This window comes from Lacinutrix sp. YIN62 (assembly GCF_057219185.1).
Map to the genome: position 1 here is coordinate 1 of NZ_JBXVVH010000027.1, position 26,594 is coordinate 26,594.

Sequence of the window (26,594 nt, forward strand, 5' to 3'; positions counted from 1 at the left end):
ATTTAATTGCTTTGTTTTAAGGTGTTTACAGAGTTTTATTTTTATAAAGGTTTTGATCTTATTGGCTTTTTGTTATGTTTTGGTGTTTTTAGGGCTTTGTTTTAGGTGTTTTCCTTTTATTTTATGGGTGGTCGTTTTTATATTTAGGTTAAGATTGGGCTGGGTGTTTTTTTTAAAGGGTTGTTTTTGCTGCTAAGAAATCAAAAAAAGATAAACGAATAGTAATTACAAAGACAACAATCAATATTACTCCCTTTTAAAAACCTATGTTTAGACTCCCTTTTTTAATGTTTTTCTAAAAAGTAAATACCACTTTCCCTAAATGTAATCCTTTATCTAAATGACATAAGGCCTCAGATAATTTTGACACATTAAAAATGACATCGACTACAGGTTGTATATTATAGTGTTCAATAAATTTATTCATTGCTATAAAGCTACGTTTAGACCCTACTTGTAAAGCTTTTAAGGACAAGCTTCTCTGAATTAGATCGAATACAGACAATTGTACTTCTGTTCCACCTAACATCCCTATTACTGCAATTTTACCAGACAGCTTCATGGCTTGAATGGTTTTGTTTATATCTGCCCAAGATATTTCTAAAGCTAAATCCACCCCTTTTCCGTCTGTAAACGCTAATACTTCATTCTGCCATTCTGGTTTTTTAATATAATTGATAACGTGATCTGCCCCTAAGCGCATGACTGCTTCTAGCTTCTCGTCTGAACTTGATAAAACAATAACATGAGCTCCTCTGGCTTTTGCAAATTGCAAAGCAAAGATAGAAACACCACCTGTTCCTTGAAGCAGAACAGTTTGACCTGCTTTAATATCTCCAAAATTCACAATCGCTTCCCATGCAGTAAGTCCAGCTATTGGTAGTGTTGAAGCTTCTTCAGGAGAGAGGTTTTTAGGTGTTTTTACAACTGCACTTTCAGACAAGGCAATATACTCAGAGAAGACCCCTTTTATATTTGTTCCTAATGAACTTTGAATATCAGTAGCTTTTATCTCCCCTGATTGCCAAGACTGAATAAAATGTGATGAAACCTTGTCTCCAACTTCAAAGCTTTTAACATTGGAACCTACTTTTTCAATAACACCAGCTGCATCTGCCCCCAATGTGTGTGGTAATTTATTTCCAAATACCCCTTTTGCAACCATTAAATCTAACTGATTTAAAGACATCGCATTTACTTTTATTAAAACTTCATTGTCATTAATATTAGGCATCTCTTGATTTTCTATGACGACATTATTTAGACCATAATTATTTTTTACAATTACTGCTTTCATATTTAACTTGTATTTAAAAATTACGCTTTTATAAACTGAAGTCCCAGTTGTAATTTAACAGAATCACTTACTACAATATTTCCAGCTTCAGTAACAGCATTCCAAGTAAGTCCAAAATCTTTTCTATTAATAACTCCTGTCATCTCAAAGCCTGATTTCGTTTGACCATAAGGATCTACAGCTACTCCATTAAAGTCTACATCTAGTGAGATTTCTTTTGTTATATTTTTAATTGTTAAATCTCCTATTAGAATACCGTCATTAAATGTTTTTGATTTAAACGTCATTTCGGGATAATCTTGAGCATTGAAGAAATCATCTGATTTTAAGTGTGTGTCTCTATCTCTATTTTTTGTATCAATTGAATCTATTTTGGCACTGAACTCAAAATATGCATCCCTAAAATTATCATTGTCTGATTGTATTGCGGCATTAAAATCACTAAAATGTCCTGACACTGTAGAAATCATCATATGCTTTACTTTAAAACCTATTTCCGAATGCGCGAGGTCTATATTCCATTTTGTTCTTACTATTGTCTCCATTTTATTTTATTATTTAAAAATTATATTTGTTTTGATTCATTTATTTATTGCATAGGGACTTCCATTAACAGCAAGGATGTCTCTGTATTTGCTATAATATTTAATTGATTTACATCCCATAGCCCAAAACCATCTCTTTCTTTTAACGCTTGTTTATTAATTGTTACGGCACCACTTAACACAAAAATGTACACTCCATTTTGGCTAGGGTTATTCAAACGGTATACTTGTTTCACATCTTTATCAAGATCGGTCATATAAAACCACGCGTTTTGATGAATCCAAACCCCCTCATTGTTAGCAAAAGGCGATAATACTTGTTGAAATTTATTATTACGATGTGCTGCATTCAATGTGGTTTGGTCGTACCTCGGTATTACGTTTTTTTGATTTGGGAAGAGCCAAATTTGAAGAAACTTAACTTTCTTCTCGTGATTTTTATTATACTCTGAATGGGTTACACCGGTACCTGCACTCATTATCTGAATATCTCCAGATTTAATTACGGTAACATTTCCCATATTATCTATATGTTCTAAATCGCCCTCAAGCGGAATTGAAACAATCTCCATATTATCATGTGGATGTGTCCCAAAACCCATCCCTGGATCTACAACATCATCATTTAAAACTCTTAAAGCTCCAAACCCCATGCGTTCGGGATTATGGTAATTTGCAAAACTAAACGTGTGATAAGAATTTAACCATCCTTGATTAGTATGCCCTCTAGTGCCCGCTTTATGCAATACTGTATTCATTGTTTTTATTTCATTATTAGATATATGATTGAAACCTATATTCTTTTTTAGAACATCGGTTGATTTTTTTTCTACACTATTTTTAGCTTCCAAACCCCTTGAACCTGTAAATATTGTTACACTTGATAAAATTGATTTTTTGATAAATTCGATTCGCTTCATATCCCTATATTGCTTAATGTCTATTTATAAATTTTCCGAATTAAAGGTTTTGTTCTTTTTAAATTAATAGACACTACTGCCATTAACACAATACACACTCCAAGCCATTGTATTTTTGAGATTTTCTCGTCTAAAACGAAATAAGCGCTAAGTATTGATATTGGTATTTCTATGGCTAATATTATACTCCCCAAACCAACACCGACCACAGGGAAACCTTTACTAAATAAAATTGGTGGTAAAATAGTACCGAAAAAGGCAAAGAAGACTCCCCATTCTAGCAGATCCCTAAAATTGAATTCCGTGATGATTGCATTATTCCAAAATAGAATAACAGCTAGAAGGCCACCTATTACTAAATATTTACTTCTTATTAGTATCGATAATTCCACTGCTACTCGATTTGATGCCGTAATTGCCACAGTATAACTTATAGCTGCTAAAAGCCCAAATAGCAAACCTTCCCATTTAAAGTTATCAAATTGACCACATGTATTCCCTGTTAATAAAGTTCCAAATAGCACCAAAATACTTCCTATTATTTTAGTTTTTGCAATAGCCTTTTTAGTTAAAAACCACTCCAAAATTAAGCTTAACCAAATTGACTGCATGAGTAAAATAATTCCCACAGATACAGAAACATATTGAATGGATAAATAATAAAAACTTGTTGTTAGACCAAGCGAAGTCCCAAATAGGACTAAGCTTAATTTATCTCGTTTAGCACCATTAACTCTTAGCTCCCTAGGTTTTGAGATGGTTTTGAGATAAGCCAAAACTGACAGAACAAAGGCAGCAATCAAGAATTGAGACAAGGTAATTAGACTTGTTTTTACGCCTAAAGCATTTGCGTATTTAACAACTGTGGCAAGAATACCATAACTTGCGGCTCCTAAGCCAACATATACTCCTCCTTTAATCTCGTTCATTTTCATTTTTTTTTAATATGGTATTATTTGCTTTTTTCAAAACAAACATTAGACTACTCTTGAAGCCCCCTCTTTTCTCATTATCTGTTTCTATAAAATTCAGATCGATTTTGAAACTGATGTTAGCATTAGGAAAGCCAACCATGTGAGCAATACGTTTCCTGTTAAACGGATTGAAGCTTCAATCCACAGCAAAGCTCTCTATATCTGAACTGGAAATGCTTACTTTTGAATGTGATGGTTTTATTTCAATAAGGCCTGTACAACTAATAAATAATGATATTATAGATGCTATGAATACTGCTATTATTTCATTTTTAAAGCGCCTTAATATTATCCATTAGCTTGCCGCAAAAGAATTTTAGTTGGTAATCTCTCCTTTTTCACAATGCTATATGGTCCCCTGAAGACAATCTCACATCCTTACTCTTTCTAATTGAAATCGAAAGCCCATGACCCCACTAAAACGCCATCGTTAATCAATACGTTTTTAAGCGCAGCACTTGTAAATTTAATAACACCCATTCCCAAAAGTTTTTAGTATTTCATCTTCTGAAATAAAAACGTTTAACTCTGTGAGATAATTAGGTACATCTGTCATAACTATTTTTTATAAAATATTAATACTACAAAGATGCTGTGAAGTGGAATACTATGCATTCACTTAGGTTAACTAATATTATTGGTGTTATTTTTGTTGAAGATTTGCTTACGAATACGACTCAAGGATTGTGGTTTAATCCCTAAATAAGACGCTATAAGCAGTTGTGGTACTTTTTGAATAACCTCTGGATTTTCCTTTAGTAGTTGTAAATAACGTTGTGGCGCCGATTTACTGTTTCTTCCTGAAATACGTTGTAGTGTGGCTATATAAGCCTTTTGAATAAGCAAACGCTGAAAACGCTCGAAAGCAGGAATAGTATCGCAGGCTTTCTCAAAATTATCTTTAGTAATTACAACGAGTTTAGTCCTTTCTAAGGCTTCTATATTTAAATTAGAAAAATCGAAAGATAGAAAGCTATATAAATCGGAAATCCAATGATTTTTAAGTGCAATTTGAACGACACTTTTATTTCCTTTCTCATCAATAGTATAAGAATACAGCCCGCCAGAAACTACAAATGCTATATATTTAGCCTGTTCGCCTTCGCTTAAAAAAGAGGTATCCTTATCTAATTCTACAATTTTTGTGAGTGTTAAAAACGATTCGAAATCCTTTTCGCTAATACTTGCCTTTTCAAGAATATTTTGATAAAGTAGTTGACTCATACAATTTATAATTCTAAACAGTTAAAAAATTTGCTCTAATTTTTTTAACGAAAAGCTTAGGGTATATTACCAGTAAATTTCATTTCTGAATTAAACTCAGCCAAATCGAACGAGCGTGCATAAAGTTAAATGAACTCTATGAAAAGGCGACAAATAATACTGTTAAAATACCGTAAAAGTATTGACATAAAACCCAATTATTTGCGCCATCGCCAATATGTAATTCATATTTATGGCGTTAACAAAATAATTGGGTTTACTTTCGAATACATTGTTACATTTTTAGCATTTACTATTTATCTAACTTAAAATTAATTTTCCGTAAGCAAAATCCCATAAGTCCTTTTCTAATCATGATAAAACTCTTTTATCCTAATTTTCTTTCCTTCACTCAGTCTTTTTAACTCTTTTAATAGGTAGTAGCGATGCATAAATCCTGTAAGCACAACTAAACGCTTACTTTTGTTCTGTTCAACAATTCGCATTATATTTTTCGCCATGGTTTGATTTCTAATATCCCAAAAATCTGCCCAAAGTTGATAACCGTCTCTATAGCTTATTTTTTCGCCATTTGGCTTTGTTAAAAATCGATTTGCAAACTCCTTACGTACATTTGTAATTTTAGGAATCATTTGATATTGATAAAATTGACGTTTTTCGCAAATACTATCTGTTCTTGGATTATTGAAATTTTCTGGCGATTTGGTTGCCACTATTTTTAAGGGTTCTATTAGCGCTTGATAGGTATTAAAAATTTCTGCTTCCGATTTTGTAAGACGTTTTGCTTTATTTAAACTGTCTAAAAGACGAAGTGTTAACCCATCTGTTGGGCGCATGCCTTTATCCTTTCTATACTGATTTCTTCCTTCAAACTCATAAGGTCTCAACTGCGTTTTTGGGTACTTTGCTACATATATTTTTGAAGCCATACCTTCATTGTCATTATAGGGCTTATTAAATTTAAAATCTGACGTAAAAAAAGAAGAATCTATTTCGTGTAGTATAAAATCAGGCTTAACAGATTCTAAGATATTAAAGAGCGTCTCTGGATTATAATTTGGAGCCTGTTTATGCAAATTTCCAATAACAATTATTTCTGTTAGTTGCTCTTCTGTTTTTAGCGCTTCTTCACTACTTCCTTTTTCTAATTTACAAGAGAGTATCGTTGTTAAAGCGAATATGGCTAGGCTAATTTTGTTCATTTTTTGCTTGTGATTATTTTAAACTCTTAATGTTATTGTAATACGATTTACCTCTTTATTATTTTTTTAACAAAACGCTTGTTATCAACTTCTATTACTACTAAAAACATTCCTTTACTTAGAGCTGAAATATCCAATTGCTTGAATTGTGAGTTTTGCTGCATTATCAGCTTTCCGAAAACATCATAGAGTTTAATCGAAGTTATGCTGATAGCACTGGGAATTGTTACATTCAATAAATTTTCGACTGGGTTTGGATAAACTGTTATTTGCAGCTCATTTTCAAAATTATCTATTCCTAATGTATCACAGTTTTCACTATAAACCCCATGGGCGTCTGTTATCCAGTTTGCATTACTAACAGCCATATCGAAATCATCTACTTGAATACAGTTTAAATTATTATTAATCTGCGACCACATTATACTTAAAGCGCTATTGTTTCCATTTTTAAGATTAAGACTAGTCAATTGATTTAAATAACAAAACAACACTGTAATATTGGGGTTTTGAGATAAGTCTAGAGTGTTTAGTTGGTTGCCCCAACAATTTAAAGTTTCGAGATTAGGGTTTCCTGAGGTGTCTAAATATTGTAATTGATTTGAGTAACAGAACACATTCACTAAGTTAATATTATTAGAAATATCGATACTTGTTATTTCGTTTATGTGACAATCTAAAGTCTCAAGATCTAAATTTTCTGACAGATCTAAATAAGATAATTGATTGTTATTACAATATAAATTTACGAGCTTATTATTTTGAGAAAGATCTAAACTGCTTAACCTATTATCATTACATAATAAGGTTTCAATATTTGTAAATTGCGTAATTCCTTCAAGCGAATTAATATGATTAAAACCTAGGCTTAAGCTTACTACAGCTGCCGCTTCGTTTATTTGAATTTCGCCATCGTTATTGGTATCGGCATTCGAATCATAACTACCATCTCCGTTAGTATCTACACAGTTAGTATTAATTAATGCTTCTTTAAAATTCGCGTCGGGAATGTTTACAATCTGTGCCTGGGATAACTGTGCTACCATTAAAACGGCAACTATAAAGTATATTTTTTTCATTATTAAGGTATTTATTTTCTATTATTTACTTTTGTTTCTTTTATGTTGAGCTAGCGTTCTCTTCATGAGTTCCTCTTTTTTTTAAGAAGAACTCTCATAGATTCCTTCTGATCTTTGGTAAACATACACATGGCATTAAGGGCAACATAATTCATAAATTAACTGCTAATTAAAATTGATTATGAGTGCTTATTCTAGCAATTTTAAAAAATGGATAACTGTTTAATGATGTTTTTTATAAATTGTACAGGCAAAAATGCAGCTAAGAAACAGCTCTAGCATTCACCTAGGTTAATTAATGCATCCGTTTTTATTTACTTGATCAAAAATTGCCCTTTGTTGCTGCATAAGAAAAGCCTTCTTATCGGTATAGAATCTTCCCTGTAAATCAATAGGTTTCCAAAATTCAAAACATAGTTTATAACAGCATGCTCCGTCATCTAATAATTAGTTGTTAAAATTGATCCCCAAATTTATTTTAACAATTGAAATCATTCATTATAATTTACACGCCTCTTTTTGCATATTTAGGACCTACTCCACATAACATTAGTCATAAACCGATTCCAGATTCATAAACCTGCGTTGAGAACTGAAGCTTTTTAAGATGTTAGGATAAAACACAGGTGGAATTTGATAGGTTTTAAAAACGATCTAACAAAACAAACTAGAATACTAATAAAAATTCCTGAAACATTATATTTATAAATGTAAGTTTAACTTATTTATGAGATTAAGAAATAGTTACATTAAAAGCTGGAAATACACCTATTGTGTAATCTTATTTAATAAATGTTTTGTCATTTTGCTTGCTCCTTTATAATTTAGATGTCTTATATCATAGATATCTGATGAATCTATTCCAAAATCTCTCAACTCCAATAAATTAATTTCAAGTTTATTTTCTTTACAGAAGTCGAAACTTCCATAATGTCCATAGGGAATGAAAAAGGTTTTATTTATTCTTTCAGGAATGCTATTAAGTATTAATTTTTGCATCTCAATATTAATATCAGTATGCTTAAATTTTTTATTATTCGTAGTAAAGTTTAAAGAATCTTTGTTATACAAAACTATATCGTTCACAATATGCCTTGCTCTTAAATAAAGACTTTTATAAGATTCTACTTTTTCATTATGTAATAAATTAGGTGTTGTTAATATCTCTTCACCTAAAAATAGTTTCAAATAATTTTCAGGTTTATTAAGAGTAAATGTATTTATAAAAACATCATCAAACTCTTTATATTCAATCATTAATATTTTTAAAGAGTTATAAGGATCCCAAAATATTCTTTGATTAAAATTAGTACTAATATTTGATTCTTCTAATTCAATATATAAATACTCGATATTTTTAAAATCAAAATTTGATAATACATTATAAATATCAACACCAAATAGATTCGGTTTTGCATATAAAAATATAGAGTCTGGTAAAATTTCTAAATCTAAGTTATGATAAGTTCTTGACGATCCAATTATCATTGTATTTGCACTCTTTTTGGTATTAAGTGGCAAAAGATAATTCTTCTCTTGTGCCAATATTGCAGTTAATTTGTTTATAATAAAACCCAATGATATGAATATTAAAAAGCCAATTAAGATTTTTAGAATAAATTTTTTCATTAAATTTTAAAATTGAAAATATATAAAGTTTTCCGGTTTGGTTTTCATATAGATAAAAATCATATTTATCAAAACTAAATATACACACATCCTTAGAAATAAGTTTAATTTTAAAATATTGTTTTCTATTGCATATTTACTTTTTCTACCTAGCCATTCTATTATTAAAAATAAATGTATCAGAAACAAAATAATTATCATATCATTTAATTTAGGAGCCAAACTATCTGGAAATAAAAAAAATGTATCAGAAAATATTCCATGAATATAATTAAAAGCGTGGTTTATATTTTTAGCTCTAAAAAAAATCCAAGCAAAAACAGTGAATGTAAATGTTGTTAGCATTGCAAAGAGTTCCCTAAATGACGGTAACAGTTTCCCTTCTGCAACAACTCCTAAGTTCTTTCTATTATTTTTGGTTAATAGTAAAGGTAGGAAGTATATCGCATTCAATGCGCCCCAAATAATAAAGGTCCAATTTGCTCCATGCCAAAAACCACTAACCAAGAATATGACAAAGGTATTTCTTACTTTATTCCATGTACTACCTCTACTCCCACCAAGAGGTATATATAAATAATCTCTAAACCAAGTACTTAAAGAAATATGCCAGCGTCTCCAAAACTCAGCAATATCTCTTGAGAAGTAAGGTGTTGCAAAGTTTTGTTGTAAGTCAAAACCAAAAAGTCTTGATGTCCCAATAGCAATGTCTGAATACCCTGAGAAGTCACCATAAATTTGAAATGTAAAGAAAATAGCGCCAAGTACTAAAATACTGCCATTCATATCAGCGGAGTTGTTAAAAATCTGATTTGCAAATTCGGCACAATTATCTGCAATTACTACTTTCTTAAATAATCCCCATAATATCTGACGCATACCATCAACTGCTTTGTGATATTCAAAAACTCTTTTTTTGTAGAATTGTGGCAATAGATTTATAGCTCTTTCAATAGGCCCTGCTACAAGTTGAGGAAAGAAACATACAAATGCAGAGAAGGCCATAAAGTTTTGTGTTGGTTCTAATTTCTTTTTGTATACGTCAATAGTATAACTTAAGGTTTGGAAGGTATAGAAACTTATCCCTACAGGAAGAATGACATTAAGACTATTTGCATTAATCCGCATTCCAAAGAGACTAAAGGCATCAACAAAATTTTCTAAAAAAAAGTTATAATATTTAAAGAATCCTAAAAACCCAAGGTTTGCGATAATACTTGCCCATAATAATGTTTTCCGTTTATATTGTTGTTTTTCATTTCTTAATTGTTGTCCAATTGTATAATCAATAAGCGTACTAAATATTATTATTGATAAGAATCTCCAATCCCACCAACCGTAAAAAACATAACTTGCTACAACGATTAAGGCATTTTGAAATTTTAAATTCACCGCTGCAACAAACCAATATACTATAAAAATAATTGGTAGAAATATTGCAAAATCAAGAGAGTTAAATAACATTTTTAATTTTCATATTTTAAGCAAATATAAATTAACAAATGATATATTAACCTGTTTTGCCCCCTGTAAAACAAGAGTAATCTTTTAAATTTTGATTATTAATTACGCTACTCGTTTTTTTATTAAAATAAGGTATTTTTCTTTATTCCATTTTCCCATAGGATTCACTCTTTCCAGTAGCCCATGAAGCCTGTGGTTGCTATAGAATAGCACGTATCTTTTTAAGATTTGTTCTATTTATTCAAAGGTTCTATATTCAAAGCGTTGAAAAACGGCTTTCTTAAGAATCCCATGATATGCTTCTATGTGTGCGTTTTCTTCTGGTATTGCTACATGTGTAAACTCTTGCAGAACACCTATTAAACTTAAACATTCGCATACACTTTTTGCTATAAAAAAGGATAAAGCAGAAGAAAAAAGTGATGAAGATATACAATTGAAATTTGCTAAAAGAATCAAAAAAAAGAAAGCACTGAGCTAAAATATAAGTGAAAACCATTATTACTTTACGACCAAAACTCTTCTAAACTCATCGTTGTAAGTAATTCAGTTTTTTTACTATAAAAAAAGCTTGTTTTAATAGTTTGTTACAAACTGCTATTAGAGCAAGTTTTTTGTTTTCTCTATTTCAGAAACTTAGCAGCAGAAACTAGACTTGAACCAATGTCCTTCGACTTATGAATTTATGCAATCTTTAATATATCTATAAACCCAACTTCCTTCTACCATTTGCATAGCAAAATTTGCTGCTGAAGATGCCGTTTTAGGGGTTTGAATCATTCTATTATACAACTCTATAATATTAACAACATTCTTCTTTGAAACACTTATTTTAGCAACTATTTCCTTTCCCATTTCACCATTCTTTTTTCTTGTTTTTTTTGAAAAAATTTCATCCTCAACATCAAAACCAAAATGGAAGCCTTCTGATTTTATATAAATATCTAACATTTTTAAACCTCCATCATAAATATATAGATGTACATTTGCTGATAATTGGCGATTGTTCAGTAATTTCAGAGGTTTATCCTTTCCTATCTTATTTTCAATATCATTTTTTGTTGGATATGCAGCTACTTCTAAATGATATTTACGGATGGCTTCAGAATGAATTATTACACCAGATAATTCTTTATTAAAATCTAATTTTAATTCATCAAAAAAAACATTACTCCCATTTACAAAACCAATACTATATGCTCCTCGAGCTAAATACTCTAACCAGGTTGAATCAACATTAAAAAAACGAATAGAGTTTTCTGGGGATAAACCTTTATCAGGAAGTAAATAATTATAAGGAATATTTTTTAAGGCTAATAAATCGGTAAACCAATTTGATATTACAAGAGGTATACTTGCACTGGTATCTGGCACAGAAGTGAACTGTTGTAAAGGAAGATGGTTTAATTTTTGGCGTGTACTTATAAGGTGTTTTTGGTGCACTTGTTTCTTTTTCCATAGAAATAATGCAGTTGAGAATCCTTTATCTGCTAAAGCGAGCATTCTACCCAATTGCCAAGCTGAGGCATGAGAAATATCAAACATTCCAGTTTTGGGGTCATACTGATAGAGACTCTCTGCATTTAAAATTGGAAGTTGTATTTTATTTTGTTCTACATTAAACTTTCCTCCAATCAAAGGGCTTCTATACCACGAAACTGATTGCTGCCCGTTTCTAAATTGATGTTTTAAAGGAACTAAACTTTGCTTTAGGTATTGGTCAACTTCTTTTCCTTTTTTAGGTAATGCAAACACATTTTCATCAATACCCTCAAAAAAACTCGAAAAGCTTTTTTTATCTGTTTCAAACTCCCAAGATTCTAAACAAACTAACCTAATTTTAGTTGTCTCTGATACGTTTTGATAATCAAACGTATAACTCCCTTCTCTTTTTATAAAGCGTTCTTCTATAGAAACCAATCGCATATAGCTTTTCTCTCCTGCTTTGGGTAATCGTTTACAAACCACAAACGCATCTTCCAAATCTTCTTTTTCTCCTGTAATAGCATCTGTTCTTTTTATTTTGTTCCCATCTTCATCTTCTCGAAACCGGACATGTGTGAGGTGTCGTAATTCTACACCAGTAGGCATCATTGCTTCTAAGATTGATTTAGGAACATCTATAATATTTACTAAATCTGTATCTTTTTCACCTACCTCTGTTTTTTTAAAACCTGTCCATTGAGGGCTCTCTGATGAGTTTAATAGTTCCTCTACTAATAATTTTCTCTCATCAATTCGTTTTATTTCCTCTTCTGTAAATAATAAAAGTACTAACCAAGGTGTTTTTTCTAATCCATTACAAGGTGTTCGCTCCCAAGGCAAGGTACTTCTGTTAAAGCTAATATGGGGCAATACATTATTATAACTTCCTTTATGGTTTGAAGGCGGAAATTGTTTACCTACTTCTGTAGGTTTAAAACTGAAACGCTCTCCTTTTACAGCGAATTTAAATACTTTATTGAATATTTCTTCTTCTTCGACCAAGAAATTTTGGGTGGTTTCTAAAATATATTTCCCTGTCTTTAAATGTGGAATATGATAATCTGCAAATTGAAGTTTCCCTTTACTTTTTATAGTATTCATATTAGCTTTCTTTTACTAGTGGTTGGGTTATAAATTCATTAACTAAGTCTTCATTTACGTTGATTTCGTCCATCGATATATCCAATTCATTCAGTAACTTAGTTCTCGCTTCATTAACTGAAATTGTAGTTTTTATTTCAGTTTTTCTATTTATTTCTTCCTGACTATTAGAAGTAAATATTTTTAATTTCTCCCAAACAAATATTCTTATACTTTCTACACTAAAAGAAAAGTCTTTGACATCAATAGCCGCACTTTCACCAGGTTTTGGTTTTTCAGCGGGGCTGATATCAAAACCTGTCAGTACATTCTCAATAAATTCACCTCCATTAACATCCGCTGTAATAGATGTTCCCCATATTGCTTTTGGGACTTTAGATTTTATTTTTTCTATCTTAAATTGTGTATTAGTTACAAGCTCCCCGTCTTTCTTTATACTAATATTAAAATGACTTTTCGCTACACTCTTCAAGTCCATAGAGGCAATACCAAAATCAGTACTATTTTCTGTAGTAATATACCCATCTACTGTTTTAATTGGGATGACTGAGTTTACACTAATCTTAATGTATTTTGGATTAATAATTGTGTATAAATCGTTTTCATTCTGGATTTCATTTTTCGCAGAGAATAAACGTGACTCTTTCGCTATGGGCTTTGCTGGTTTCATAACTCCTTTCGTTACTGAAATAGAATGCACCTCATTTTCTTTAGGAAGCATTTTACTTGAAAACTTTTCCCAATTTAAAGGAGAGGTTTCTTTACTTGCATCATTTCCAAAATTCATAGTAAATGAAAAAGAGTGAGAAAAAAATCCTTTACCAATAGATGCTTTTACATGACCTACACCTGAAAATTCTGGTCCCCAAAGTGAAACATCTACCCCTACATCTACTGGGCCAAATATTCCACATGAAGCCCTTACAGATACATGCGCATCCATAGTATAATGATAAGGTTGCCATAGGAGTAAAAAATGAGCTCCTACATTAAAGTTTGCATGTACATGTGTATGTTCTAAATCGTTATGATAAACTGCTTTTAAATTGGCGCCAGCCATTAGTGCATGTGGGCAAAATGCAAAATAAGCATTTCCTGTTACGCTAAAATGATCATCTACTTTCCAATCCAATCCTAATCGTGGTACTTCTGGATAATGACTTGGTTTTTTATATGTAGGTGCATAACCTCCAAGAGTAGTTACAAAATCACCTTGGTGATTGCCATACAACCACATACTTCTAGCAAAACTACCGCTTAAATGGCAATCTTTTGAATATAAATACGAATTGGATGTAAGATTACCGAGTAAGTCAATGTAGCCTTCTTGTGGATCAAAAGCACACTCAAAACCTATCTCTGTATACACCAAAGGTGCAATAGTAGTGCCTCCTTTTGTTGGTTTCGGCAGAGAAACCCTAGATACTCCTAATAATTCTACTTTTACAGAGGTATCGTAAATTAAGGTCGCTAATGCAAAAGTATCCAGCACTTCAAAAGTAGAGAATTTGATTCCGAATGCAACCCAAGCTGCATCTTTTTTAACAGTGATGTCTTTTTCCAAGCGGTTCAACATTTCAGTTATACGTTCGGCTTCCGTATCTTTGTTATCAATAGGTTCTTCCCCCATTGCCAAGGCTACCAACGGAAATTTTTCAACTTGATTTACAGAAGGTATTTTTAATGTCCTGTTAATTCCTATTCCTGCAGATAAACCTTCTACAAAAAAGAAAGGAGGACCTCCTAAATTGGCATTTAATACTCCATAAATAAACAGTGATGGTATCTTATCAATTTCTGTATAACCGCCTATTACTGCTAATGTTGTTGCTTGAGTTTGGAGCATGAGTTCTCCTGTCAAATTAAGAGGCTCTAGTGTTCCTTCTAAACCTCCACTTAGTAATACACCTGGTTTTTTATATACGATATCTATTCCTTGAATAGAAAATGATGGCTTAAACGTATCTAGTTTAGAGCTAATCCCTAAACCAATAACTCCCAGACTTAAACCTGCAATAGTTAGATCTGCATTTATTAATACTGTTAATTTTTCATTAGAATAAGAAAGTCCTATTTTTTGAACTTCTAATGGCTCTATTTTTTTATTAATGGTAAACCAACTTACATTCTGATTTTTATTTGATTTTATAGAAGAGGTGTTATTTTGACGTAAGGCAACTTTCTTTTTTTCTTTTGCCTTTCCTAAATCAAGATGTAATGGTATCGGTTTTTTGGTAACTTTTGGAATGGAAAACTCAGTACTTAGCTCTAGTTTTGATGTAATTCCATTTGTAGGGAGTTTTAATTTATCTTCATCAATTAAAGCATTAATTTTTTGAACTTCTTTTGATGTAACCATTTGAGAAGCTATACGAACTATAGGAGCTGTTAATTTAAATCCATCCTTTTTGAGATGATCTCCTATAATAGGAAGAGTACTTGCATCAAAACTAAACTTATCAACATTAAGTTGGGCTATATATACCCATGAACTTTCAGTTTTATAAGCTATAAATGACACTTGCCCATGTTTTTCAGAACTTGCAGTTAACAATAATATGTTGTTGGTGAAAGAATAACTAAAACTTGCTCCTGAAAGAGAAATGTTAAGTTCTTCAGGGATTTCTACATCTACTTTAAAAAATGAAAGTAACTTATTTAGTGATAAGGTTTGGTTCTTACTCCCTTTTAAACTGGCTTTTAATAGCTTGTTTTTTTTAGAAAAATCTACATCAAAAGAAAATAAAACAGTATCCATTAGAAGCGCTCCGTTAAGAGCGACTTCTAATGGATTGTTTTCTTGAATAGCTATAGAAGTATCCTCTATATTCACAGCTACTCCTGCTATGTTCATTTTGCCCGATAGGGAAAATTTACAACCATATTTATGATTAGAATTTGAAAGAGCTATATTGACACCTTTCATTTCTTTTATAGTAATAAGTCCAATATTAAAGTGGGATTTGTTCATTTGATTAAATTTATTGAAAGCTACTTTATATTTTCTGCCTCCTCAAAATAGAACCATTAATCATCAATTTTGATCTTGAGGATATGCTGTTGTTATGATTCCATTCAAGTCTATTACAAATCTTGTGTTGTTTTCATTATGCTGTATTATGAGGTTGTATTTTGGTCTCTCTCCATTAATTCTTTGTGCATTCGTAATTACTCCATCTTCAACAACCCTTTTCAAAAAAAGTTGTAAGTCATCGTTAGGCTCCAATCCTCTTCTGTGAAAATCGTCCAAATGTCTTTCAGTAATGTGATGCAATCCTGTCCTAACATCTCCTCTACGCAAAACAATCCTTGGTTCGTTACCATTATCCATATATTTTATAAGGTTGCTACGTGCGTTGCTTTCATTCAAATCTCTCAAAAAAAAATCCCATAAATCATCTTCCATATTATGATAAAATTTAATTTCCCTACTCTATTTAAAACAGGCTTTTCGGATTCCGCCTTTGTAATAAAAAGAAAGGGATAGTAGCTACTCAATCGAATATCTTTATTTTTATTATTTAATTTTCAGACGCCTCTAATTAAGAAGCCTTTTCTCTTTATTAAGTGAATTTATTGCTACTTTTATCGTATTCCCCTTCTTCAATATCAAAAGACAAACCTTCAATTAAACCTCCTCCAGCTGATGCTAAAGCATTTTTAGGAGGGGCTACAGAAGCATAATAATGAGTATCATCTACTACTGCAGTCTCGATAAGAGATCCAGTGCCAGAATTCACTTTAAAAAAACAAGGATTATCATTAGAAGGTGCTGTAGGTATCTTAAGATTAATTTCATAGCTATCAGCATCAGATAACTTCAGTTTCATTTCAATGTTTATTTCCATCTTTATTTATTTTAGTTGTTATCAATTTATTTTTCTCTTTACTATTAAAATTACTTATAGTTTTATTATATAAGCCAATACATAATAAGGTGGGCGGTTTTCGTGGGACTCACTTCCTCCTGCACTTTCAATACGAAGTAGTTTGGTAGATGAACTATCAGCGTCAGCCCAACCAGAATGTACCTTTTCACTCCTTAGACCAGAATAAATATTACCATTAGGGTTTTCTACAAAAATCAATGAGGAATGTTTGTGATTTGGCATTTGCTTTTCAGTTAAAGTCACCTCTTTTTCTCCACCAGTTCTCCCTATTAAACTATAATCACCATCACTAGAATCATATCCTACAATGAATTGACCTTTTAAATCTGGTGTTCCATTTCTTCCATCACATACAGCCCATCCATGAGGAGCCGTTGTACCATTCCACATAATAATACCTCCTTTAGGTATTGTATGACTGCTTTCTAATTTGTGTTCGTTGTTAACATCTGGATTGTTCATTTTATTTAGTTTTAATAATTAATTTTTGGTTTACTTTTTTTGTATATAAATTATAGAATCATCTGGAGAGCTATTTTCAAGATCTGCAACCTTTTTCCAGCCATTAGGAATAGAAACATCTTTATAAAAAAATGTAATGGTACCAGCTGGAACTAAATCATTTCCCCCTTCTTGAATTTTCTTTGAGGTGTTGATATTGCCCGAAGCCAGAATTTCTTTTTTTCCTGATAAGCTTCCTTGAATTCCTACATCTCCTTCAAACGTGGCTTTTTCAGCTATGTTCAATGTTCCATTCACATCTAATTTGGCTTTGGGTATTGTAGTGCCAATACCAATGTTAGTAGTATCACCAGCAGTAAAGTACAAAGGTCCTTTTACAATAGGTACTACAATTTGCCCGTCAGGAAACCCTATAAAATCACTGTAGTTGAGTATAAAATTGGTAGTACCGCTTGAGTAATTGGTTACGATATTTGAAAATTCAACATCTAGGTAATCTGCTGGCTGTAGAATACTATCTATTCTAGGTCTTGATAAAATACAGGTACTATTATCAAAAAAACCATTAGGACGTAATTCCCACTCATCTGTCGATTCATGAATGCTTTCGTTGCGTAATGTTACTTTTATTTTATCGTTTCCATTGATGTTATTCGAGCTTGTAAGTCCTGTTTCTATATCATCATTCAGTTGAATATCTATGGTAGCATTATTATTAAAATTTAGTGATCTATTTTCACTACAATTAAACAACCTCAGCGTAACTGTATTCTGTGTTACTCCATCATTTAAAATACTATTAGGCATTTCTAACCATTGTGCTGCAAGAGGAAAAGTTGATTTTTGATCTAATTTCTCTATTGTTAAATCAACCATAGATTCTACGGAGTCATTCCAATTTTCAACACTATCATTATGTTTACTAACACATAATGGTTTCTCTTTGGAATCATTAAAATGAATTTGTAAAGAAGTTTCTTTGTGATTAAAATCGTCTTTAGCCATTAAATTAAGCAGCTCTAAAGAGAAAGGATTCTTCTCGTCTCCATCACAACTATAAGTCACCACATCTTTTCCTGTATACAAAAAATAGGCATAATTATCTATATCAGATTTAGGAGTTTCTACGCTCAGTTTCCAGTCTTTCGACTGCAACTTTATTGCCTTTGGAGATTCTAAAGGTGCAGTTTGCTCATTTTTTCCAAACTTTAAATAGAAATGAAAATGCATATTACTTACAATCTTATTCGAAGTAGGTTTAAAAGTTATTGAATTTCCATTTGTTAATTGTAAATTCACATTTACCGGAGGAATATCTTCTCCATAAAAAAGGCTATTGGGCTTTTCTTTTTTTTCAGCATACAACAGGTTTAGTTGAAACGATCGTGGAGCTAATTGTACTTCTTTTGTCATGATTTTATTTCTTTTTTAAATTAATCCAACCTTCTTTGATGGTTTGAGATTCTGCTGTATTGTTTTCCCAAACAAATGGTTTTATTGTGTCTTGTTTCTTGTTTTGTGTCCATTCCCATTCATACCCATTGATATTAGGTAAGGTTATTTCTATATTATCATGTGGTGAGAGGATAGGTGAACATAAAAAAGAAGGTGTCAGTTTTTTTAAAGCTGATTCATAAAAATGAGTCGCTATCTTTTTACTTTGCACAGGAAGAATACCTGTAGTAAAATGAATATCTGCATGTGGATCTATTAACAATGTTAAGCATTGTGGCTGATGTAAACGCAATTGTATATTGAGTGGTACATCGGTATGTATTTCTTCATCTTCAGAACCTGCATCTTGTGGAGCATAATATGTATCTTCTATACCCCCATCACTATCTTCTAACCAATAACCTACGGTACCGTCATTTAACTTTCCAAATTCTCCAATGCGGCAGGGGAAATTAATTGCAGACATGTTATTATCAAAAGGTCTCTGAATATTAACATCCATTTGTCTTAACAAACCTTCATAACTAAGATCTCCCTTTAAATGACCTAATGTATTTAATTGCACACTTACACGTACTACAGCTATGGGCTTCCCTAAGAGTAAGGACAACGAAGGATTTGTAACATGAGGAGAAATGGTATTATATGAATTATCTAAATTTGTTAGGAATTGTAAGAATTCATCAGGGCTATAAGCTTCTACCTTCTGAATAATTTTTAATAAGTGACTATTTTTCACATCATTAATAACAGATGATTTCCTTTCTGAACTGCTTTTCCAAACGATATCATAAGCACTAGCATATAACTCTCCCAAAGAATTTCCTTGATTATCAAAAACAAAAAGGCTTTTCTCTAGATAATTGGCAATTAACCAACCACATATAGGATTACTATTAGTGAGGCTATTAGCTGTATAATTTTCATTATTTGTTGCATTTGCTGCTATCCATTTTACTTCTAGCTGTGCTGTCTGAGCCAATCGAGGGCTAAGATATGCTGTAGATACGTTCTCTTCTGTAGCTTTTGGTGAACTAAAGTTTTCACTTGTTATAAAAGAGAGGTTTGTTGTTTTACCCTGGGGGTTCAAGTTATGAATTTGACCAAAAGAATCTACTATTTTCAATTCTTCCAGTAACATTTCTCCTTTTATTATAGGATTGAAGTCATCATTTAATTGTGGTTCTAATAGAGTGTACTTAATATTTAAGTCTTTTGGATTACTTTCATGTGAATTTGGAGCAGCTACATCTATCGTAATGTTTTGTTTTGATTGTAGAAGACTATCGTAGAATCCTGTTAAGTTTTGTGATAAAAAACTATGCTCGTTTACTTTTTTGTATGCTTGTAAATAAACACAAACTATTTCATCTTTATACTCTCTTATTAGCTTATCAATATTATTCTTTAAATACGTTTCGGGAGTATTTTCACTTTTATGACAGTCTTCACGGCCAGCTAAGACTTCTTTATTTAAATATTCAAATAATCTTGAAATAAGAATTTTTTCTGCATGTCCAGAGAAAATACTATACCCTGAATATTGTTGAGGGTCTTTTTTCTCTAAACCTAGTACTTTAGAAAAATCGCTGGCATTCTCTTTTAAAGTATAATTCCCTTGAAGGGTTCTAGTACTATACAGAGCATTCAGTATTTTACTTAATATTGGATCATTATTGTTTCGTTTTTCATTAGAATAAGCACTCAACAATATCTTTATTTGCTTGTAGTTATAAGAAATAAAAGCCTCTTTATTTTCACCAAACCATGCTCTTAAATCGTATAGTTTCTTGTCTAATTGAGATTCACTAATAGGATTCTTTTCATTTCTTTGGTTATAGACTGGAATCAATAACTTTTTTAATAGATAGGCTATTTTCTCTTTGATATCCTCAGGGGTACTAAGAGGGAGATGGCTATGTAAGTTTATTTTCCACAGTAATAGTAGAGGGTGCCAAGATTGACCATTTCTATTTCCATAACATTCTATTTTTATGTCTTCATCAGATTTAATATTCTCTAAAACAGCAATAGGATTTCCATTATCTGGTAATAAAAAACACCTCATACTACCACTTTCTTTATCAAAAGAGATATTGGAATCTCTTTGTGATTTTAAAGCATCTCCTGCCAGTAGTATTGATGGATCCTTTGCTCGATAATATTTAGAACTCGGTTTCTTTTTTAAAGAAAAAGAACTTCCAATCATTCTATTTATTTTTACTGTATAGTCATTAATAATACTGTTACTTTCACTTATATCATGAATGTTTGTGGATAAACTTTGCTTTACCTTCTTAATGATTCCTTTTATTTGATCACGATTTTCCCAAGCATCTTTCCCGTTTTCATCTGCTCCAAGGTTTTCTTTCATTTGAAGAAAATAAAATCGATACCACAAAGAATATAAATCCTGCTCTAAGCTATTTTTTTGATGAATTGAACGAGTATAGTTTTCTTCCGCTCGGTTTAACTCATTTAACAAACGTGATAACTCAGACTGCTTAATTGATTTTTGCTCTTTATTTTCATTTTCTATCAAAGTCCAAACAGTACTAGGATGACTCGCTACAAATCCTTTGGTATGTCTTGCTTCTCGAAATTTTATATCTAAATTTAAATCACCATCTAGTTCATCTAAAAACTCTAATACCTCCAGCTGCTCTTCAATTTCATTTTTTGATAATTCTGAATTCTTAGAAATCTCATTAGCTAAATAGGCCGATAAGGCTTCTGCACCATCATTGCCTATTACTATAGAAGGTGTATCTATTGGAGATTTATGCTGTTTATTATCAAATGTTAAAGAAGCATAGCAATACATTTTTTCGGGTATTACATCACCATCATAAGTTAATTCATACTCTTCTAATCGTTTTTTAAACTCAGCAAGAAGTTCGCCTTCTTTTTTGAAATTCTTAATAAAGTCTTGAGATTCATCCTTGTACCAACCTAAAATTTCATAGCTAACATTTATATCTGTTGTTCCTTCGGCATCATAAAAACCAAATACTCCTTGGCAACTTGGGTAGTAACTTGAAAAAGTTAATTTAGCTGTATCTGTATAAGGAAATTGAGAACCTGCCCCCATAATAGAAAGTTCAGGAACATATTTACTATCATCATGGTTCTCCTTCTTTTTCCATTTATCATAAGTAAGGCATCTTCCTAAATAAGCAAAGGGTTGTTCTCTCTCAGGTGTGTGTATACAGCTATGAGAATGCTTCTTTTTAGAATTTGTCTCACCAGAAATAAAATCGCTCTCAATAATCCACTCATTAACTATAGTATTTTTCTTTTTTTTACGAATCAACCATCTATTAGGTACAATGGGGTAGGTGATCTGTGATTCTCCTTTTTTAATTTCCCCATTCGTTAAAGCAAAAGGCATGGTCCAGTGAAGGTGAATTCCTTTCTCAAGAGGTATTGTATCCATTCCTGAAAAAGGAGAATTGAACACATTTTCAGTGAGATAGGGATTTTGTCTATTTACCCAATTCCTCCCTTTTTTATAGGGTAAGTTAGAATAATCAGCAATTGGTTTCTGTATCTCAGTTTTTTCAGAAACATAAAGAGCATCTATATGAATAGGTATAATTAAGTTGTTTTTCATTGTATATTGTTTTTACTTTCTTGAAACCATCTTTAACATACTTGAATAGCCACTTCCTGTAAAAGCATCTATGTAATGATTTAATAAGAGCTTTATCCATTTTTTAAAAACTATTGAAACATTGAATGAACAAAGAAGAGCCAGTGATTAAACCGTGGTATCTTAAGATGAACTAAAAGAAGCTCTTAGTGCAAGTTTATTTTTAAAAATTAATTTTATTCATTTGAATGCCCTCTCATAACCAGTCGGACCTCATTATCTCCTTTTTGATTGGAAATATTTAATCTATCATTATCAAAACGTAGTACAAAAGAACACTCTTCTAAAAGTTCTCCTGTTCCTTTTTTTCCTGATGAAACACGTACCGTAATATGATGTTCATTACCGTCCATTAGTTTTGGTACTTGACTCCAAATCCCCGTACCTATAGCTATATTATCATCTTTGTTTATGAAATTATCATCCCACCAATACCTACTACTTCCAGTTTGTCTAACGGTTATAGATCCTTTCTCTATTTTACTAACATAGGTGATGTAGTCATTATATGCTATCTCATTTTCAGAAAGTATTCTGTTTATTTTTGGGCGTAAATTTGTAGCATCTACCTTTCCTTTTCTATAGCGAGTAAGTAGCTTTAAAAATTTAAAACTCATATAGTAATTTCCATTTTCTCCAGATTCACTGCCCCATGAATTTTTGATAGCAAATGCACCGTTTCCGTTTCCGTCTTCCGAATACCCAAAAAAGAGAACATCATGCCAGCCTTTATCTGCTGTCTTAAAAAAATCAATATAATAATCGTACTTACTATCTGGAATACACCAATAATTGTTTTTAACCTCATGTTTAAACCAGATATCACTTTCGCAACCATGAGGGACACTAATTGTATCATAGTCGATACTAATAACAGCCACACCTTTTTGGTCTATTATTGATTTAAGATCAGTAATTATTTTTTCAGCATCGGTATCTGTATTATCATAAACAATATGAGATACATCTAATCGATCACTGATTTTCTCAGCATAATCATTATACATTTCATCTTCAATAGGAAATGTCTTTTTATTCTTAATTAGTCTTCCATAAAATAAATCATCTTCATAATTGTTTTTTTTTACAAAAGAATCAAAATAAGAAGTGGTAGGTATTAAAGCATTATTTGATGCTAACAATTTTGCCATTTTACTAGAGCTACTACCTTTCCATGCATTCATTTTGATTATTGTTGCTATTATAGAATAACTACTTAAACTATTATGCAAAAGTTTACTTACCGCACCTATATGAGAGTATTCTACACAACTGCCTGTATTCCCTTGATTAAGGGCTGGTTCAGACCAGAAATCATAATGATGTATAAAATCTGAATAGCTCTTTTTACCACCAACAAACTCACCTTGCAAATCTAATGGAGCTATAGCAGAAGCCTTTTGATAAACTCTTCTAGGCTGATGAGTTTTATACCTTTTGAGTTCTATTTTTTTAATTGGAATGTTATTTACATCCAATATCTCTTTGAAAATCTTCACACATCGCTCACGATCTAGTACCCCATGATAACCTCCATTAATTTTTCTAGTGATTGTTTTTATATCATCTAGATCAGCATATTCATTTAAATTAAGCTTGTTCCAAAACCAAACAGCAGAATCTACCGCCCACTTTGGTTGTGCTACCCATTCTGGATTGTTTACAAAGTCTACACCTCTATATTTAGCATACCTAACGTAGTTTTCTTTCCCTGTGAGTTGTATCAATCCTTTTCCTTTATATTTCCAACCGTCTCCAGATGCTTCATCTCCATTTCCCATTCTATTAGCATATATTCTATTGGCAATTTTCTCTGGTTGCCTAGCATATGCTTTTGCTATTTCGTATGTAGGAAAGTATCTCCCAAAAACGGCTTTTAATGCATGGGATGAATAGTTTAAATTTTCACTCGTGTATTTAAACCAAGCACTTTCATGAGCCAATTGTCCAAAAAAATGAGCTTTTTGAATTGGAGTCGTAATTCCATTTTCTTCTGCTATAGGTTCTAAGAAATCTATTATTTCTAAAACTTCTTTTTTAGAAGCAGTAACTGTTGTTAAAGGGTTTTGTATTAACTTATCGGATAGCATAATGTTATGTATATTTATTTTTTATTGGTTTAATTTCTTTATAGAAACTTCTATAAAATCGAGAAATTAAACCCCTTCATGTACTTAAAATTACACTTAAAAAATACACTCAAACCTAAAAATGTCGCAAACGACACAATTATGTTCTGAACAACATAATCAATTTCATTTTAGCGTTTTTTAAAATTGATAGATCACAATTATTTCTAGAATAAAATTGAAATTATTTTCTACAAAAGCTTCTAACTCTTTTGTATATTTGATAGTAACCAAACGCTATTAAATGCATAAGCCTTTCATCTATGTATTATTATTTAGTACACTAAATACAATACTATTTACAGACTCATGTTTTGCCCAAGAAACACCTACATTCGAAATGTCTTATTTTGAAGATGTTGATTCAAATCATGACTTAAACTCAATAAAAATCCAAGATTTTATTCCTGTTGCTAACAATATTCTTAGTTTAGGAATTACAGAGAGTACTGTATGGGTTAAAATAGAATTAAATAATACACAGTTACAAGAAGATGTAGTGTTAGAAATTAACCGTCCTTTTCTTGATGAAATAACATTGTTCTACTCTACTGGAACACTTAAAAGTCAAGAGGTTTTAGGTATCATGCAACCTCAGTCAAAAAATAAATTAAATCATTATGTCCCCAGCTTTATAATTCCTAAGAATAAATTAACCAGTCCTGAACTGTACCTTAAAATAAAAAGCAGGTGGTCTATGCTCATTCCTCTTTCTATAAAATTAAAGGACGTTTTTTATAAAAACCGTACAGCGGAATATTTAATTGCTGGCTTACTTATTGGCGGTTTACTACTTATGGGAATTTATAACCTTTTCTTGTATTTTAGTACTAAAGATTTTAATTATATCTTATATGTAGCCGCCCTTTTCTCTGCTATTTTATCGCAAGGATATATTTTTGGTATACTAATTCCTTACTTAAGTCCAGAATACCCTGAGTTTTCTTTTCGCTTCCCCATAGTCATAATGGCCATTACTGGTATTTTTTGTTCGCTATTTGCTATTCGTTTTTTAGAGATAAAACAAAGTAGCCGTCTTTTTTATTTATTACTACTTACAGGAGTTACCGTACTACTCTTAAATATTGTGATTGAGTTATTACAATTTGATTATCTCTCTAGAAAAATAAACATTATAGCTATTATTGGTACAGCTCTGATTATTTTTTCTTCAGCTGTTTATAGTCTTATCAAAGGAAAAAAAACAGCTATTTATTTTACCATTGCTTGGACATTTTATTTATTCGGAATGATTGTTTTTGCTTTAAAAACAGTGGGCATACTCCCCCATAATTCGTTTACTGAACATTTTATGCACATCGGTACTTTTATGGAGGTTATGTTATTATCCTTTGCCTTGGGCCATAAATATTCTTTAGTACAAGTGGAAAAAGAACGGTTAGAACAGCAAACAAGAGAAGAATTAGAGTTATTAGTAAAACAACAAACGGCAGAATTAGAAGCTTCTGTTGAAGAAAAAGAAATTCTATTAAAAGAAGTACATCATCGCGTTAAAAATAATTTACAAATTATTATTAGCTTATTAGATTTGCAAGTTGCTTCAATTAGAGATACGAAAAACAAAGAAGTACTCACTCAAAGCAAATCTAGAGTATACTCTATGTCTTTAATTCACCAAAAGTTATATCAGTCGGATAACTTAGCCCGTGTTAATGTAAAAAGCTATTTAGAAGAGCTATTTTTTTATGTAAAAAATAGTTATTCTAATAGCACACAAAAAATGGCATATACTTTAACAATTGATAATAAAGAATTATCATTAACTCAGGCTGTTCCATTAGGTCTTATTGTAAATGAGTTATTATCAAATAGTTTTAAATATGGTTTAAACTCTAAAAAAGAAAATCAGATTAAACTATCTCTTCATTTCAATAACGACCATCTGGAATTAATAATCTCTGATTCTGGACTAGGCTTTAATGAAAAAGAGCATGTCTATGATATAAAAAAATCTTTAGGATTGTTTTTAGTTAAATCATTATTAAAGCAAATAAGAGGTACCGCTAATCGTTTTCATGAACAGGGATTATTTGTTACAAAATTGATAATTCCAATAAACGATTAA

General features: G+C 31.3%; 20 protein-coding genes. 2 read left to right on the forward strand and 18 right to left on the reverse strand.

Features of this window, described 5'->3' with window-relative positions; genetic code table 11:
• Nucleotides 1–295: 295 nt before the first annotated feature.
• The 4 genes from AC2D8I_RS14595 to AC2D8I_RS14610 all read right to left on the reverse strand — a co-directional run bounded on the left by AC2D8I_RS14595 (nt 296) and on the right by AC2D8I_RS14610 (nt 3,691).
• Nucleotides 296–1,297: a zinc-dependent alcohol dehydrogenase family protein gene (locus AC2D8I_RS14595; RefSeq protein ID WP_484706767.1), complete on the reverse strand. Its 1,002-nt coding sequence runs from the start codon at nt 1,295–1,297 to the stop codon at nt 296–298.
• Nucleotides 1,298–1,317: 20 nt separating this feature from the next.
• The gene (locus AC2D8I_RS14600) at nt 1,318–1,842 is read right to left on the reverse strand and encodes a YceI family protein (RefSeq protein ID WP_484706768.1); all 525 of its coding nucleotides are present in this window, start codon (nt 1,840–1,842) and stop codon (nt 1,318–1,320) included.
• 44 nt (nt 1,843–1,886) lie between these two features.
• Nucleotides 1,887–2,600, reverse strand: coding sequence for a pirin family protein (locus AC2D8I_RS14605; RefSeq protein WP_484706798.1), 714 nt, complete (start codon nt 2,598–2,600; stop codon nt 1,887–1,889).
• A gap of 182 nt (nt 2,601–2,782) precedes the next feature.
• Nucleotides 2,783–3,691 carry an EamA family transporter gene (locus AC2D8I_RS14610; protein WP_484706769.1) on the reverse strand — a complete coding sequence of 303 codons (909 nt, stop codon included), beginning with the start codon at nt 3,689–3,691 and terminating at the stop codon, nt 2,783–2,785.
• Between the two features lie 173 nt (nt 3,692–3,864).
• On the opposite strand from AC2D8I_RS14610, the gene AC2D8I_RS14615 reads away from it, so the two are divergent.
• The gene (locus AC2D8I_RS14615; RefSeq protein WP_484706770.1) at nt 3,865–4,035 is read left to right on the forward strand and encodes a hypothetical protein; all 171 of its coding nucleotides are present in this window, start codon (nt 3,865–3,867) and stop codon (nt 4,033–4,035) included.
• A 325-nt stretch (nt 4,036–4,360) separates the two neighbouring features.
• Here AC2D8I_RS14615 and AC2D8I_RS14620 read toward each other — a convergent pair whose 3' ends face one another.
• From AC2D8I_RS14620 to AC2D8I_RS14685, 14 genes are all read right to left on the reverse strand, one after another.
• Nucleotides 4,361–4,960 (reverse strand): Crp/Fnr family transcriptional regulator, encoded by a 600-nt coding sequence (locus tag AC2D8I_RS14620; protein ID WP_484706771.1) that lies wholly within the window; start codon nt 4,958–4,960, stop codon nt 4,361–4,363.
• Between the two features lie 347 nt (nt 4,961–5,307).
• The gene (locus AC2D8I_RS14625) at nt 5,308–6,162 is read right to left on the reverse strand and encodes a hypothetical protein (RefSeq protein WP_484706772.1); all 855 of its coding nucleotides are present in this window, start codon (nt 6,160–6,162) and stop codon (nt 5,308–5,310) included.
• A gap of 47 nt (nt 6,163–6,209) precedes the next feature.
• The gene (locus AC2D8I_RS14630; protein WP_484706773.1) at nt 6,210–7,241 is read right to left on the reverse strand and encodes a T9SS type A sorting domain-containing protein; all 1,032 of its coding nucleotides are present in this window, start codon (nt 7,239–7,241) and stop codon (nt 6,210–6,212) included.
• 768 nt (nt 7,242–8,009) lie between these two features.
• Nucleotides 8,010–8,870 carry a hypothetical protein gene (locus tag AC2D8I_RS14635; protein ID WP_484706775.1) on the reverse strand — a complete coding sequence of 287 codons (861 nt, stop codon included), beginning with the start codon at nt 8,868–8,870 and terminating at the stop codon, nt 8,010–8,012.
• A 6-nt stretch (nt 8,871–8,876) separates the two neighbouring features.
• Nucleotides 8,877–10,334, reverse strand: a complete 1,458-nt coding sequence (locus AC2D8I_RS14640; protein WP_484706776.1) for an MBOAT family O-acyltransferase — start codon at nt 10,332–10,334, stop codon at nt 8,877–8,879.
• Nucleotides 10,335–10,571: 237 nt separating this feature from the next.
• A complete protein-coding gene (locus tag AC2D8I_RS14645; protein WP_484706777.1) occupies nt 10,572–10,793 on the reverse strand; it encodes a hypothetical protein in 222 nt (73 codons plus the stop codon).
• 216 nt (nt 10,794–11,009) lie between these two features.
• On the reverse strand, nt 11,010–12,920 hold the full coding sequence (locus AC2D8I_RS14650; RefSeq protein ID WP_484706778.1) for a hypothetical protein: 1,911 nt from the start codon (nt 12,918–12,920) through the stop codon (nt 11,010–11,012).
• Nucleotide 12,921: 1 nt separating this feature from the next.
• Nucleotides 12,922–15,891, reverse strand: coding sequence for a DUF6603 domain-containing protein (locus AC2D8I_RS14655; protein WP_484706779.1), 2,970 nt, complete (start codon nt 15,889–15,891; stop codon nt 12,922–12,924).
• Nucleotides 15,892–15,954: 63 nt separating this feature from the next.
• On the reverse strand, nt 15,955–16,326 hold the full coding sequence (locus tag AC2D8I_RS14660; RefSeq protein WP_484706780.1) for a hypothetical protein: 372 nt from the start codon (nt 16,324–16,326) through the stop codon (nt 15,955–15,957).
• A 157-nt stretch (nt 16,327–16,483) separates the two neighbouring features.
• Nucleotides 16,484–16,768, reverse strand: a complete 285-nt coding sequence (locus AC2D8I_RS14665) for a hypothetical protein (RefSeq protein WP_484706781.1) — start codon at nt 16,766–16,768, stop codon at nt 16,484–16,486.
• A 54-nt stretch (nt 16,769–16,822) separates the two neighbouring features.
• Entirely contained in the window at nt 16,823–17,272 is a 450-nt protein-coding gene (locus tag AC2D8I_RS14670; RefSeq protein ID WP_484706782.1) for a phage baseplate protein, read from the reverse strand.
• 30 nt (nt 17,273–17,302) lie between these two features.
• The gene (locus AC2D8I_RS14675) at nt 17,303–18,685 is read right to left on the reverse strand and encodes a hypothetical protein (protein WP_484706783.1); all 1,383 of its coding nucleotides are present in this window, start codon (nt 18,683–18,685) and stop codon (nt 17,303–17,305) included.
• 4 nt (nt 18,686–18,689) lie between these two features.
• Nucleotides 18,690–22,340: a hypothetical protein gene (locus AC2D8I_RS14680; protein ID WP_484706784.1), complete on the reverse strand. Its 3,651-nt coding sequence runs from the start codon at nt 22,338–22,340 to the stop codon at nt 18,690–18,692.
• Between the two features lie 215 nt (nt 22,341–22,555).
• Nucleotides 22,556–24,469 carry a glycoside hydrolase family 19 protein gene (locus tag AC2D8I_RS14685; RefSeq protein ID WP_484706786.1) on the reverse strand — a complete coding sequence of 638 codons (1,914 nt, stop codon included), beginning with the start codon at nt 24,467–24,469 and terminating at the stop codon, nt 22,556–22,558.
• Between the two features lie 283 nt (nt 24,470–24,752).
• On the opposite strand from AC2D8I_RS14685, the gene AC2D8I_RS14690 reads away from it, so the two are divergent.
• A complete protein-coding gene (locus tag AC2D8I_RS14690) occupies nt 24,753–26,594 on the forward strand; it encodes a 7TM diverse intracellular signaling domain-containing protein (RefSeq protein WP_484706787.1) in 1,842 nt (613 codons plus the stop codon).